Origin of the sequence: Lysinibacillus odysseyi 34hs-1 = NBRC 100172 (genome assembly GCF_001591965.1) — a bacterium.
GTDB classification, from domain to species: domain Bacteria; phylum Bacillota; class Bacilli; order Bacillales_A; family Planococcaceae; genus Lysinibacillus_B; species Lysinibacillus_B odysseyi.
The window spans coordinates 289927-304468 of the sequence record NZ_BCVX01000002.1; the positions used below are offsets into that span (position 1 = coordinate 289927).

Sequence of the window (14542 nt, forward strand, 5' to 3'; positions counted from 1 at the left end):
AAATTCTCTTCCATTTTCTCAATATTTTTAGTCAATTGCAATAATTTGATCAAAAACCAGCTCAATTAATTGCTCCATTGAGTAGGAAGACTCCACTTTCCTTATAGAAAGCTTTTCTAATATGCGTATATACTCTGTGACTGCGCGACAGGCTTGCTCCGTAACGGGGAAGCCGGCCCATGAAAGAAAATATTTCATAGTATCTTCCCGAACCTGCGTAGCAGACAAACCATGGCAGTACAAAAAATAAAAAAATAGCAGCTGCCATTCCGCCGAAAAAACAGGAATCCCGCTTGCCTGCGTGACGGGTATTCCGATAAATAAGGGAAGCTTCTCACGCGGGAGACGCAGCTCGTAAACCGCACGTAAAAACAGGTCGCTTACCCCTTTTTGGCTGTAAAAAAGACGGTTCTTTAAAAACCTCAGACGATACCTAGTATATTCTGAAAACATTTCATTAAATCCTTCTTTTCTCATCTTTTTTGGCTCATAAAATGGGAAGACTTGTTCCTTTAAAGAGAGGCTTATAAGCCGGGCTAAAAAGGTATTCCCTTGAAGGAAAAAGAAATGGCAAAAATAATGGAATTGCTCAGTTTCGGGGGCATAAGTAATTAAATAATTATCTTGGATAAATTGCTGATGAAATTGGGTAAGAGAAAATTTGAGGACCGTTCCTTTCTTGAGGAAGGAAGACGGTGTTTTCAACAGCCAAACCGGCATGATATTGGCCGTTTGATAGCCTTTTGTCCGCTCCGCCATCATTGGGAGAGGAATCCGGCTGCATTGGAATTCAAGCGCATAGAGGCGCTTTCTTGTGACGAGTAAATCAGGACGCTGCTGTAAATGGGGCAGATAACATTCCAGCTGTACCTCTTCTCCTAATTGCTGTAAATGATTATATAGCTGCTGCTTTCCTAACAAATGGGTAAAGGACTCTCCTTCAGCAAATAAAGAAACGCATGCTGTATCGGCAGTATGGGCAAAGTGGGGAATTTTAATAGCACCCGCTTTTAAAATCAATGCTTTCTTGCAATGAGGACAATATACTTTTGTTTTACGCAATCGCTGTAAGGCTGCTTCTGTTAAGCTTTCCGTCAATGTCACATGTTCCCCATGCTCATTGATTGCGACTAGCATAACTAAACCTCCTTTGCCACATTGTAGAAAAGATCCAGGCGGGGTTCAAGCATATTTATATGTTTGTCTCAAAATTTTAATTTAAGCCATTTCTAAAAACAGGTAAGGCGCTGTATCGGAAAGAAATTTTCCAAACAAAAAACCCGCACTAATACAGTACGGGTAAATCATCTATGCAAAATATTCAAGGACCGTTTCAAAGCAATTGTGTTCCATAATTAGATTGCCATACTCATCTAAGCGATGGATTGTTAAGCGTGAAGGTCTTAAATATTCTTTAATAAGCGCTAAAGCGTTTTTACGTTCACGTTGTTCCGGTAAGTCCGTGAAATCAACATGTAAATAGTAATGTCCTTCAAATTGGTAAAGCGAGGACGTCAATCCCATAGGTGCGATCCGCTTAGCAAGCGGTACAAGTTCATCAATGTCTTTGAATGTAAAACGGGCATTTGAAATTGTTATATCGTCATCAGAATCTGTATCAAACGATTCAAAGATGACACTTTCCATCTCCCGTAACTGTGCGGCTACTTCTCGATTTTCATCGAAGCTATCCATCATGGCTGTTGCCTCTTGGTCAGGATGTAGGTTGGCACGTGTGACGATGACTTCAAGTCCCTGCTCGGAAGCATTGATATGAATCCAGATTGGACCGTCTAAATCGAAATAATCCTCTGTATTCACTTCACCGATTACATCCCAAAACAGTTCCTCGCCTTTTGAGCGGTTATACCAAATCTCCTCACGGCTATAGCCGCGGTCCTCAATATCACTATACGTAATAAATAGCTTCAGTGTGTTTTCATTAATGCGTTCGATGTCCATAAGACTTCAACTCCCTTCACAGTCATTCGTTGAAACACATGTAAACCAAGGTTACCTTACTATTTGTTTAAACCATCTAAAATCATACATGCTCTTTCCAACTTAATGAACACTACAAACGTTCTATAAAGTTCCGAGAAGCAATTCGGACTCTATAACTCTATTGTATGATGTTCCTTCATAAAATGAAAAGGAAAAACACTATTTACAATAAATAATTTGAATATTGAAATTGTATTGTACTACACCTATGAAATCAAGGGCAATTTTTATGACTTAAAGGTAAATAGTAAAGTTCCCGGTTTCATAGTATAGAAGAAGTTACATATTTTCTAAAATTCTATATTGCCCTGTGCTGCCAAATAGAGCATCACGAGTCAGAAAGATACTACTCAAGCCATTTTCCATCTGCAATGGGAAATCAGTCATATAATATAAAAAGATGCTACAAACTTCCATTCGTTGCAACATCTTTATAGGAGTATTTAGTTTACCATCCGCTGTGCTTCCTGAAGCTGGTAAGCACGTACTTTACGAGGTAAAAATCTGCGAATTTCATCTTCGTTATATCCTACTTGCAGACGCTTTTCGTCTAGAATGATTGGACGTCGAAGTAATCCAGGATGCTCTTGGATCAATTCGTAAAGGCGCTGTAATGTCAGTGTTTCCACATCAACATTTAGTTTTTGGAAAACTTTAGAACGTGTCGAAATGATTTCTTCCGTACCGTCCTCAGTCATTCGAAGAATTTCTTTAATTTCGCTGATCGTTAAAGGCTCCGAAAAAATATTGCGTTCTATATATGGAATCTCATGTTCTTCAAGCCAGGCTTTGGCTTTACGACACGAAGTACAACTTGGCGAAGTAAATAATGTAACTTGCATGACTACACTTCCTTCCTGATTTATACTCAATCTATTGACGTTTTCTTACTTTAGAATTAATTTAATGTAAAACACCTTATTTATTATACAACACTCTTGGTCATTTGGATATAGGATGGCAATAAAAACTGTCTCTTTTAACGCTCATAGTTATTCGACTTTTTTCTCGAAAAAACTTGATTTTACTATAGATAATTTTCGCTTGTATTATTTCCATACCCGCAGGAAGTTGCATTAAAACACCAGAATTCTGGCTAACATTCTCATTTAATATAAAACAAATGAGAAAAATCCTATGTTCCAGTGTATAGAAAAGAAGCTGACAAAACTTGATTTCTTTATCAAATAATTATTGCCTATATTTCGTATCATATGGAGCCCGACCGACTAACCGTTTCTATAGGCTCTTCCGTCACGTGCCATAGTGGTCAGGAAGGTATTAGCATTTGTTTGAGTAGTATTTAAAAAGCGAATGATTTTTCTTACAAGTATGTTCTTTTTGTGTATGAGGTATACTAAAAAAAAGGAATTGCTTTTTCAATGCTGCATATAATATAATTTTAAAAATGAAATGTAAAGACGATGACGAAGAGTAGTACATTTAAATGTCTTTTTCAGAGAGTCTGTGGTTGGTGGGAACAGATGAAGACATAAATGGAATGGACTTCCGAGTTAGCCTGGGGAAAATTAGTATCCTGGCTCGTTTCCTTCACGTTACGAAGAAGAGTGGCCTGTCACAGGCAAGCTGGGTGGTACCGCGGATTCAAACATCATTCGTCCCTTTTTTTATGGGAAGCATGATGTTTTTTTACGTTTAAAGGAGGAGTTTTTATGACAACTATTTTCTCAGGTGTCCAGCCGACAGGAACAATTACATTAGGAAATTATATCGGGGCAATCAAGCAATTCCCTGCATTACAGGATGAGGGGCAGGCTGTTTACTGTATCGTCGATCAGCATGCCATTACCGTACCGCAGGATCGCTTGGAGCTGCGCAAAAATATCCGCAGTCTAGCCGCTATGTACATTGCCGTAGGAATTGATCCCCAAAAATCAATTTTGTTTATCCAATCTGAGGTTCCAGCCCACGCACAGGCTGGCTGGATGTTACAATGTATTGCCTCTATTGGAGAGTTAGAGCGTATGACACAATTTAAAGACAAATCATCGGGTAAGGAGTCAGTATCTGCAGCGCTTCTTACGTATCCGCCGCTCATGGCTGCCGATATTCTTCTCTATAATACGGATATCGTACCGGTCGGGGATGATCAAAAGCAGCATATCGAACTGACACGCGATCTTGCTGAGCGGTTCAACAAACGCTATAATGACGTACTAACAATTCCAGATATCCGTTTACCAAAGGAAGGGGCACGTATTAAATCCCTACAGGAACCAACGAAAAAAATGAGTAAATCCGATCCAAATACAAAGGCGACAATCCGACTGCTCGATACACCGAAAGAAATCGAGAAAAAAATCAAATCCGCCGTTACAGATTCGGAAGGATTAGTTAAATATGATACAGAAAACAAACCAGGTGTTTCCAATCTATTGACGATTGAATCTGCCCTATCCGGCCACTCTATACAAGAATTAGAAAAGAAATATGAAGGTAAGGGCTACGGCGACTTTAAAGCAGGTGTCGCAGAGGCAGTTATCGAGCATTTAACGCCTATTCAAGAACGCTATTATGCCCTGATTGATTCTGCTGAGCTTGATACGATCTTGGACGAAGGAGCTGCTAAAGCGAATGTAATCGCCTCTAAAACGCTCAAGAAGATGGAGAACGCGATGGGCCTAGGCCGTAAACGACGCTAAATAGGACAATGAGCGAGCCGATCGCCAAATAAAACTCTGCTGTATGGAGCAGAAAATTGAATACAGCAGACCATGAATAGCCAAGAGTACGGTAGTTCAAATATAAAATGCATTGTGTTACGGACATAACACATAATCCATAGCTCACAAGTAAGAGCACATAACGAAACATTCCGCCATCCTTTCTGTAAAAGTCACCTCTTATGGGGTGGCTTTTTTCATGCAGTCCAGAATGTCTGTTTTGCCCCCCCTTTTATTTTCCCCTGCCTGTCCTTTTTAGTAATGGGTGAAAAGAAAAAACCAGCAGCTAAAGCTGCTGGTACTAGTTTATTCATATTTTTTAAATAAAAGACTTGCATTATGGCCGCCAAATCCGAGCGAATTACTCATTGCATATACAATATCAGCTTGACGCGCTTCATTTGGAACATAATCAAGATCACATTCTGGATCCGGTTCTTGTAAATTGATTGTCGGAGGCATAATACCTTCTTTTAGTGCCAGCACTGTGAAAATCGCCTCTACACCACCCGCAGCTCCTAGTAAATGGCCAGTCATTGACTTTGTAGAACTCATCGCTAATTTATAGGCATGTTCGCCAAATACTGATTTTACTGCCTGCGTTTCGAATAAATCATTGTAAGGCGTGCTTGTCCCGTGGGCATTAATATAATCCACTAAAGAAGGATCCACACCGGCTGTTGACAGCGCCATATCCATAGCGCGTGCTGCTCCCTCTCCTTCAGGTGCCGGAGCTGTAATATGATGAGCATCCCCAGTCGTACCGTAGCCAAGCACTTCTCCGTAAATGTTCGCCCCGCGTGCCAACGCATGCTCCAACTCTTCTAAAATCAATATTCCGGCTCCTTCTGAAATAACAAAGCCATCTCGGTTTTTATCAAACGGACGAGAAGCCGTTGACGGATCCGGGTTTGTCGACAGAGCTGTATTCGCACAGAAGCCTGCTAACGCCATATTGACGATCGGTGCCTCTGCTCCCCCTGTTACCATCACATCTGCATCACCGCGCTCAATCACTTTAAAAGCATCACCAATCGAGTTCGTCCCCGACGCACAAGCTGTAACAGAGCAGGAATTAGGTCCCTTTGCCCCAAGATAAATGGACACTTGGCCGGACGCCATATCCGGAATCAGCATCGGAATGAAGAATGGGCTTACACGACGCGCCCCCCGCTCTTGGAATGTCAGGAACTGCTGTTCATATGTTTCCATACCGCCAATACCTGAGCCGATCCACACGCCTACCCGGTGTGCATTCTCCTCATTAATTTCCAAACCTGAATCTTTATGAGCCATCATGGAAGCAGCAAGCGCATAATGAGTGAAACGGTCCATTTTTCGTGCTTCCTTGCGTTCCACATATTGTTCCACATCAAAGTCCTTTACTTCAGCGGCTACCTTTGCCGGAAACTTTTCCGCATCTACACGTGTCAGCGGGCCAACTCCAGATTTTCCTGCTTTTATAGCAGACCATGTTTCTTCAGCTGTATTTCCTAACGGCGTCACTGCACCGATTCCTGTTACTACTACTCTACGTTTCATACATACTCCCCCTTCATTATTTTCCCCATTTAAGTGCGACAGCGCCCCATGTTAAGCCGCCGCCAAACCCAACTAAAACAAGAATATCATCTTCTTTTACTTTGCCCTGCTCCAGCTCTTCTATTAATGAGATACCAATGGAAGCAGCAGACGTATTACCGTATTTATGTACGGTTTTAGACATCTTCTCCTCAGGTAAACCTAATCGTTCACGTGCAGCTTCCATAATACGAATATTCGCTTGGTGTGGAATTAAAAAATCACAATCTTCTTTCTGAAGACCTGCCTTCTCTAAAACAGATACAGCTGATTCCCCCATTTGCCGCACAGCAAACTTGAATACTTCCCGTCCATTCATAAAAATGTGCTGGTTATCATTCAAATATAAATGCTTGCCGCCTGAGCCATCCGCTCCCAGTTCATAGGATAGAATTCCGCGTCCTTCTGATACTTTCGAAACGATGGCAGCACATGCTCCATCTCCGAACAATACAGCAGTGTTACGGTCTTCCCAATCTGTTATCTTTGATAATTTTTCTACACCTACTACTAGTATATATTCATAACTATTATTTTCCACAAATTGTTTAGCTGTGACAAGCCCATAAATAAAACCCGAACATGCCGCAGAAATATCCATTGCTGCACATTGCACGCCGAAATGCTCATTTATTTGACAGGAAACACTTGGAAAAGCCCTGTCAGGAGACACAGTCGCTACTAGAATTAAGCCAAGCTGATCTGGTGTTATGCCAGCATTTTTCATCGCTTGCTCAGCAGCATGAATTGCCATATGAGAGGTATTTTCGTCTGCTGCAGCAATATGCCGCTCTTGGATTCCAGTTCTTGATCGAATCCATTCATCCGATGTATCAAGAACCTTTTCTAAATCCTCGTTTGTCAGCACTTTTTCCGGTACATATTTTCCCAGCCCTATAATGCCTGCATTCATCCTAACATCCCCTTTTCTTTTAACACTAACGATTAGTAGTTGGTCATAATTATAGCTCATAAAAACCCATTATACAACGTTAATTTTTACTTCATTGTTCAAGAAATGTTTGCAAAGTTTATTTTTCTTTTCATAAAACGTATGGTATGATAATGGAGGTGTAAATTGATAATAATAATCCATAACGTTTGATAGAGGTGAAACTGATGCAATACATTATGACATTTTTCTGGTCATTCCTATTAATCTCCATGTTGAACTATGTAGTAAGTTCCGTAATGAATGTACCTTTTGAGTTCATGACTGGGGTAATCATTTCTGTAGCATTCTCTGTAATTGTTTTAATTATCGCTGCGGTGATTCCAAACGATCCAGCAGGTCATGCTGAACATCACTAATTAGAAGGCGCTCCAACGAGGAGCGTTTTTTTGTTTGGCTGAATTTGGCGGTTCTTTATTAAAATTTATGCGCTTTTAGAGCCTCCATTCTTATTATAAATACATACTTTCATGCTGAAATGACATTTCACTCTTTTTATCCTCTATTAAAAATAAAACAGGCTGCCTGAAATGTCTCTTTCAAGCAAGCCTGTTTACATGCTAGGAACTTTCGTTTATGGTTTACCGTTTCGGTCCCAGAAGCGTGCTTCCGTCACCGCTTCAATATAGGCATCTATATTATTTTGTACGACTCCAGCCCCTTTAATATTTACAAGGCTTTCAAGCAGAATGTTTCCTTCTGCTAAGGCACCAATCGGCTTATAATGCAGGAAGGCTTCAGTTATAAAGTCAGGTGCTTCTTTAGCAAAGGTTACAGATCTCCCTTCCTTACTTGCAATAAGGACTGCGTCAAATAATACAGAATCTGCTGTCAGCAGTGTATGCTTAACTTCCAGCTCTGTTCCATCTTCACCTACAATTTTCCCGTGATGATCACTGACAATTTCAGGCATCGTCCCTTTACTTTTCAATGTTTGCAGCCATAAAGAAAGCTCTTTCGAAAAACCATCTGCTGCAAGGACTGCTATTTTCCGCGTATCCGGCTTTTTCACGGTATTCATTTGGCTTAGAGCAGATGACGCTTTATCTGTTAAAAGCGGTTTTTGGGATGGAACCGGAAGACCGAGATTTTCTGCTACAGGTTTTGCCAGTTCGTGGCTGATATTCGAGATCATCTCAAGTACTTGAATGCGTACCGATTCGGTTTCACATTTGCCAAGCTCAAAGCTGAAAGCATTGATCATATGCTCTTTTTCCACATCCGACATACTGTTCCAGAACATCGCTGCCTGTGTAAAGTGGTCAGCAAAGCTTTCGCTGCGTGCACGGACTTTACGGCCCTCTACCTTTTCCTGATAGTGCTCATAACCGCCGTCTTCTGCCGGAACCGGACGCGGGGTATTGTTTGCCAGGCTGTTTTTCGAGTAGCTTACCCGCCCGACATTAATCGTTTGACGTCCATAGCCGTCACGCTGGTTATTATGGAACGGACATACCGGACGGTTAATCGGCAATTCATGGAAGTTCGGGCCACCTAAACGGATCAGCTGTGTATCCGTATAAGAGAACAACCGACCTTGTAATAACGGATCATTTGTAAAATCAATACCTGGCACAACATGCCCCGGATGGAATGCTACCTGTTCTGTTTCAGCAAAAACATTTTCCACATTGCGGTTTAATGTCATTTTGCCCACCCGCTGTACCGGAATATCCTCCTCCGGCCAAATCTTTGTCGGATCTAAAATATCAAAGTCAAATTTAAATTCATCCGCTTCCGGGATAATCTGTAAGCCTAATTCCCACTCCGGGTAGTCCCCGTTTTCAACTGCTTCATATAAATCGCGGCGATGAAAATCAGGATCTTTACCGTTAATTTTCTGTGCTTCATCCCAGCATACGGAATGAACCCCTAACAGCGGCTTCCAATGGAATTTAACAAAGAAAGCTTCGCCGGCCGCATTCACAAGACGGAATGTATGCACACCAAAGCCTTCCATCATACGATAGCTGCGCGGAATAGAGCGGTCACTCATTGCCCACATAATCATATGCGCACTTTCCTGGTTGTTTGCTATGAAGTCCCAAAACGTATCGTGAGCCGTTGCTGCCTGCGGAATTTCATTGTGGGGTTCCGGTTTTAAAGCGTGGACTAAATCCGGGAATTTAATGGCATCTTGAATAAAGAATACCGGGATATTGTTCCCTACTAAATCATAGTTTCCTTCTTCCGTATAAAATTTCACCGCAAAGCCCCTCACATCCCGTGGAACATCAGCCGATCCCCTTGATCCCGCTACTGTTGAAAAACGGACAAATACCGGTGTCTTTTTTGTAGGATCTGTCAGAAACTTGGCACGTGTATAGCGTTCAAGAGATTCATACACTTGAAATTCACCATGCACTCCATACCCGCGGGCATGAACAACTCGTTCGGGAATACGCTCATGGTCAAAATGCGTCATCTTTTCGCGGAAGTGAAAGTCTTCCATCAAGGTAGGTCCGCGCTCTCCCGCTTTTAATGAAAACTCATCATTCGTCATTTTTAATCCCTGGTTTGTTGTGAGATCTTTCCCCTCATCAACTGTATAGTATTGCCCAAGCTGTTCTACTTTCTCATTTGTCGTCTTTTTTGGTTTCTTTTCCTGCAAAACAGTCCCCTCCTCAAATACTTGCTCTACCCCTCTCTATCCTTTTTTCCCTCGCCATAAACCAAAAAGGCCTATCCGGTAAGCTAACTTACCGGATAGGCCTTATATTACTCATTGAATATAGTATTTTTATGGCGGTCATATCAGCCGTCAGCTAAGACTTTTTCTTATTTATATCTTCTTTCGGATCCTGAAGTCGATTTTGTCGCTTCATGGTCATCTTCATCTTTTACTTGGTCATTCAATTCTTCCATTGGTAATGGATCCACTGTCTTCATGTCGTCATGCATATCAAACAGACTTTCTTTCTCTGTATCCAGCATATCCGGGTTATCCAGTTTACCTTGCTGTACTTTTTTATCTTTGCCGTTTCCTTCTCTTTTTTCCATACTTCACGCCTCCTTTTTTATACCTTACCCAAAGGAGGCATGCTGTTAACTCATTTTACAGTGATTCTTTCGTCTTTTACGATCAGTTCAATCGTTCCACCCGGCACTACCTCACCACGCAGTAATTCTTTTGCTACAGCTGTTTCTAAATACCGTTGGACGAATCGTTTCAGTGGACGTGCACCAAACTGAGGATCTGCTCCATGCTCTACTACATAATCGATGACTTTATCATCTACTACTAAGTTGATCTCCTGTTCAGCCACCCTTTTTTCAAGTGCCTGTACATATTTCCGTACAATGGCATGGAACTGATCATTCGTTAATGCATGGAAGGTGATAATATCATCCACCCGGTTTAGCAGCTCCGGCTTGAAGTGCTGACGAAGCGCCATCATAATTAAATCTTCCGTTTCTGTCTGGTCAGCCGGATTCAATAAATACTCTGATCCAATATTTGAAGTCATAATGACGACTGTGTTGGAGAAGTTCACCATACGCCCTTGTGAATCAGTAATGCGCCCATCGTCCAGTATTTGCAGTAAAATATTTGCAACATCCGGGTGGGCTTTTTCAATTTCATCAAGCAGCACAACCGAATATGGATTCCGGCGCACCGCTTCTGTCAGCTGACCGCCTTCCTCGTACCCTATATATCCAGGAGGTGCCCCTACCAGCCGTGAAACACTATGTTTTTCCATATATTCACTCATATCAATGCGGATAAAATGCTCCTCAGAATCAAATAACTGTGCTGCTAATGCTTTTGCAAGCTCTGTTTTCCCGACCCCGGTTGGGCCTAGGAATAAGAACGAGCCGATCGGTTTTGTAGGATCCTTGATACCAGAACGTGCGCGCCATACAGCTTCTGTTACTAGGGATACCGCCTGCTCCTGACCGACTACCCGCTCATGAAGCGTCTCTTTTAAACGAAGCAGCTTTTCCCGCTCTCCCTCAACAAGCTTTGTCACAGGAATACCTGTCCAGCGTGAGACAATCGCTGCAATCTCTTCAGCTGTCACTTCTTCACGAAGAATACGATTATCGGCTGTTTTCGATATTTCCGCTTCTAATGCCGCGAGTTCCTTTTCAAGAGACGGAATTTTTCCGTGCCGGAGTTCCGCGGCCTTGTTTAAATCATATTTACTTTCTGCATCCTCTAAATCACGGCGGTATTTATCGAGCTGTTCACGCTTTTTCTGGAGCTTCTGCAAGCCATTTTTCTCAAGCTCCCATTGTTTACGCAGCTGTTCTGTAGAACTGCGAAGATGGGCAATTTCCCCCTGCAGTGCTTCCAGCCGCTTTTTACTCGCTTCGTCTTTTTCTTTACGTAATGCCTGCTCCTCAATTTCCAGCTGCATCAGCCGGCGTGTGACAAGATCGAGCTCCTGAGGCATTGAGTCGATTTCAGTACGAATCATGGCGCATGCTTCGTCAATCAAATCGATTGCCTTATCCGGCAGGAACCGCTCAGTAATATAGCGGTTTGACAGTTCAGCTGACGCAATAATGGCACGGTCATGAATTCGCACCCCATGATGAAGTTCAAAACGCTCCTTCAGACCGCGCAAAATCGATACTGTATCCTCGATGGACGGTTCACGTACCATCACTTGCTGGAACCGGCGTTCAAGTGCCGGGTCCTTTTCAATATACATACGGTATTCATCAAGTGTCGTAGCACCGATACAATGCAGCTCCCCACGCGCCAGCATCGGTTTCAGCATATTACCGGCATCCATCGCCCCATCTGTTTTCCCAGCACCGACAATCGTATGGATTTCATCAATGAAGAGAATAATGCGCCCTTCTGATTCCTTCACCTGTTTCAATACGCCCTTTAGCCGCTCTTCAAATTGCCCTCTATAGCTTGCCCCGGCAATAAGGGCACTCATATCCAGTTCATATAATAGACAATCCTTTAACCCCTCCGGAACGTCCTTGCGCACAATACGCTGTGCGAGGCCTTCTACAATTGCCGTTTTCCCTACACCAGGTTCCCCGATGAGCACAGGATTGTTTTTTGTCTTACGTGATAAAATACGAATAACATTACGAATTTCTTCATCGCGTCCAATAACCGGATCCATCTTGCCATTTTTTACTTCTTCTATTAAATTGCGACCGAATTGTTCCAGCGGCGGACGATTATCTTGTGTTTGCGTAAATTGCATAGCCTCTACCTCCCTAAAGTTTGACCATCTTTGACTAATTAGATTATAAGCCTTATTTTACTAAAAATCAAAAATATACCTTCACAAAATTTTTACTCTTATTTCCAAAACCCTTATGTTATCATAGTTTATAAAGGGAAATCTTGCATTTCCATCCTCAGGTTAGGAAGTGATTATAATGGTTGCACTATACAGCATTCCATTAAAGATACATCATTTATTTAAGGATTACGGGCTAGTTATTAAGGTAAAAAAAGGCAGTTCTATTTTCCGTGAAGGTGAACGTGCTGAACATATTTTTTTTATTGAACAAGGGGCAGTACAGATTAGTAAAGAAGCCGAGCATGGTAAGGAACTGACACTGCGGATTTGCGGCCCACACGCTTTGATCGGCGAAAGTGCTATGTTTTGCAAAACAAGCTATCATTCCACTTCCGCTAAAGCATTAGAAGATGTTCAATTACTAACATTGCACACCGATACACTTGAGCTGCTGCTATCCGAAAACCCTCCATTGATGCTCGAATATATAAAATGGCTGCAAACAGAAAATCTAAAGCATCAAAGCAGACTGCGTGATCTGATGCTGAATGGAAAAAAGGGTGCACTCTTTTCAACACTCATCAGACTGGCTAATACATATGGGGAGTTTCGAAGCGAGAATGAGGTATTCATCAATTTCTCCTTAACTAATACCGATATCGCCAATCTTTGCGCGACTAGCCGGGAAATGATTAACCGTATGTTAAACGATTTAAAAAACCATCATATTCTTACTTTTGATAAAGGATATATTACAATAAATAACCTCCAGTTTTTAAAGGACGAGATTGCCTGTGAAAACTGTCCCCTCTCCATCTGCCGCATTGACTAAGAAAAGCACCTTCACGTCCGTTTTGCTGCGGCAAGCGCTGGAGACTGCCGCTGTTTATAAAAAAAACCCGCGTCTGAATACAAACGCGGGTTTTTAAAATTGCTATTCCTATCGAATACCTAATGCCATTTTCGCATAACGCGACATCATATCTTTCGACCATGCCGGCTGCCAAACGATATTTACATTGATATCTTTCACCTCAGGTAAATCTCCTAAAGCTGTTTTTACTTGGTCAACGATAACCGGGCCTAGCGGACAGCCCATTGATGTTAATGTCATTGTAACAGTCGCTAATCCTTCTTCATTTAAATCTACATCATATACTAAGCCAAGGTTTACGATATCAATCCCTAATTCCGGATCGATTACATTTTCCAAAGCGCCTAACATGCTGTCTTTCATATCTTGATCAATTGCCATTTCTGCATCTTCCTTTCGTACAGTTGTGTAGGTTCATCATATCAAATAGTACTGCTTTATGCCAAATGTTCAGCCAGCCACGTCGTAACAGCAAGCACTCCTGAACGGGAAACAGCATGTCCCGCTTTGTCATCAGCTATGTACTTGACCTTTAGCTTATCTCCTTGCTGAACAAGTTCCTCGTAGAATGGAAACGTCATATGGAACGGTACAACAGGGTCTTTTTTTCCATGCCAGAACATAACAGGCACTTTTTCAAAAATTTCAGGGCGCTCCACCAAATCGAATGGTTGCAGGGATTCTAATATAGCATGGGTCTGCTCTTCTGTGAGCTGAAGATCCACTCCCAGCTCCTTCATTTGACGCAGCTGATATTGGGCCATTTCCGTATAGCTTACTACACCCATTAAAATACCGGCCGCTTCTATCCAGTCATATGCTTTTAAACAGCCCGCCGTCGTAATACCGCCCATAGATGTACCACTAATGCCTACTTTCCCTATAAAACCTTTTCCCCGTAAAGTATCGTATAAACTTTGTACTTCTTTTATATTCTTTACTATAATGCGCCAAAATATTGAATTCATTTGTGATTCCGATAAATTTTCAGAACGTTCTCCATGCATAAAGGCATCGGGTAAAATAACACGTACACCTTTTTCCACAAGATTATAAGCGTAATGGAGATTGTGTTCCTTTGCACTCATAAAACCATGCAGAAAAATAACAATCGGCGCATCTTCCTGCATTCTTTCATTATATACATGTAGCAGGGGAATTCCTTCCCATTTTTCTTTCTGTACAATCACCATTTTCACTCCTTCATTATATTACATTCATAGCGTAACAA

The 14542-nt window shown here is 41.8% G+C and carries 13 protein-coding genes and 1 other annotated feature; of the genes, 3 read left to right on the forward strand and 10 right to left on the reverse strand.

Annotated features, from left to right (window positions below; genetic code table 11):
* Positions 1 to 27: 27 nt before the first annotated feature.
* The 3 genes from BOD01S_RS04245 to spxA form a co-directional block, all read right to left on the reverse strand.
* Complete coding sequence (locus BOD01S_RS04245) at positions 28 to 1137, reverse strand: competence protein CoiA (RefSeq protein WP_052124894.1); 1110 nt, start codon at positions 1135 to 1137, stop codon at positions 28 to 30.
* 171 nt (positions 1138 to 1308) lie between these two features.
* The gene (mecA, locus tag BOD01S_RS04250; RefSeq protein WP_036155739.1) at positions 1309 to 1962 is read right to left on the reverse strand and encodes an adaptor protein MecA; all 654 of its coding nucleotides are present in this window, start codon (positions 1960 to 1962) and stop codon (positions 1309 to 1311) included.
* A gap of 485 nt (positions 1963 to 2447) precedes the next feature.
* Positions 2448 to 2846, reverse strand: coding sequence for a transcriptional regulator SpxA (spxA, locus tag BOD01S_RS04255; RefSeq protein ID WP_036155737.1), 399 nt, complete (start codon positions 2844 to 2846; stop codon positions 2448 to 2450).
* A gap of 573 nt (positions 2847 to 3419) precedes the next feature.
* Positions 3420 to 3631, forward strand: a binding site (T-box leader).
* Between the two features lie 46 nt (positions 3632 to 3677).
* Between spxA and trpS the strand changes: the two genes are divergently transcribed.
* Positions 3678 to 4667, forward strand: coding sequence for a tryptophan--tRNA ligase (trpS, locus tag BOD01S_RS04265; RefSeq protein WP_036155733.1), 990 nt, complete (start codon positions 3678 to 3680; stop codon positions 4665 to 4667).
* 327 nt (positions 4668 to 4994) lie between these two features.
* Here trpS and fabF read toward each other — a convergent pair whose 3' ends face one another.
* Positions 4995 to 6230, reverse strand: a complete 1236-nt coding sequence (fabF, locus tag BOD01S_RS04270; RefSeq protein WP_036155731.1) for a beta-ketoacyl-ACP synthase II — start codon at positions 6228 to 6230, stop codon at positions 4995 to 4997.
* 16 nt (positions 6231 to 6246) lie between these two features.
* Positions 6247 to 7182 carry a beta-ketoacyl-ACP synthase III gene (locus tag BOD01S_RS04275; protein ID WP_036155729.1) on the reverse strand — a complete coding sequence of 312 codons (936 nt, stop codon included), beginning with the start codon at positions 7180 to 7182 and terminating at the stop codon, positions 6247 to 6249.
* A 206-nt stretch (positions 7183 to 7388) separates the two neighbouring features.
* Between BOD01S_RS04275 and BOD01S_RS04280 the strand changes: the two genes are divergently transcribed.
* The gene (locus BOD01S_RS04280; RefSeq protein ID WP_036155727.1) at positions 7389 to 7580 is read left to right on the forward strand and encodes a YjzD family protein; all 192 of its coding nucleotides are present in this window, start codon (positions 7389 to 7391) and stop codon (positions 7578 to 7580) included.
* 215 nt (positions 7581 to 7795) lie between these two features.
* Here BOD01S_RS04280 and BOD01S_RS04285 read toward each other — a convergent pair whose 3' ends face one another.
* From BOD01S_RS04285 to BOD01S_RS04295, 3 genes are all read right to left on the reverse strand, one after another.
* Positions 7796 to 9832 (reverse strand): catalase, encoded by a 2037-nt coding sequence (locus BOD01S_RS04285; protein WP_036155725.1) that lies wholly within the window; start codon positions 9830 to 9832, stop codon positions 7796 to 7798.
* 167 nt (positions 9833 to 9999) lie between these two features.
* A complete protein-coding gene (locus BOD01S_RS04290) occupies positions 10000 to 10221 on the reverse strand; it encodes a hypothetical protein (protein ID WP_036155723.1) in 222 nt (73 codons plus the stop codon).
* Between the two features lie 50 nt (positions 10222 to 10271).
* Positions 10272 to 12395: an ATP-dependent Clp protease ATP-binding subunit gene (locus tag BOD01S_RS04295; protein WP_081977990.1), complete on the reverse strand. Its 2124-nt coding sequence runs from the start codon at positions 12393 to 12395 to the stop codon at positions 10272 to 10274.
* Between the two features lie 178 nt (positions 12396 to 12573).
* Between BOD01S_RS04295 and BOD01S_RS04300 the strand changes: the two genes are divergently transcribed.
* A complete protein-coding gene (locus tag BOD01S_RS04300) occupies positions 12574 to 13269 on the forward strand; it encodes a Crp/Fnr family transcriptional regulator (protein WP_052124893.1) in 696 nt (231 codons plus the stop codon).
* A gap of 108 nt (positions 13270 to 13377) precedes the next feature.
* On the opposite strand, the gene BOD01S_RS04305 is transcribed toward BOD01S_RS04300, so the two are convergent.
* Both BOD01S_RS04305 and BOD01S_RS04310 read right to left on the reverse strand, forming a co-directional pair.
* On the reverse strand, positions 13378 to 13692 hold the full coding sequence (locus BOD01S_RS04305) for a metal-sulfur cluster assembly factor (RefSeq protein ID WP_081977989.1): 315 nt from the start codon (positions 13690 to 13692) through the stop codon (positions 13378 to 13380).
* Between the two features lie 56 nt (positions 13693 to 13748).
* Positions 13749 to 14501, reverse strand: a complete 753-nt coding sequence (locus BOD01S_RS04310; RefSeq protein WP_036156109.1) for a prolyl oligopeptidase family serine peptidase — start codon at positions 14499 to 14501, stop codon at positions 13749 to 13751.
* Positions 14502 to 14542: the final 41 nt, after the last annotated feature.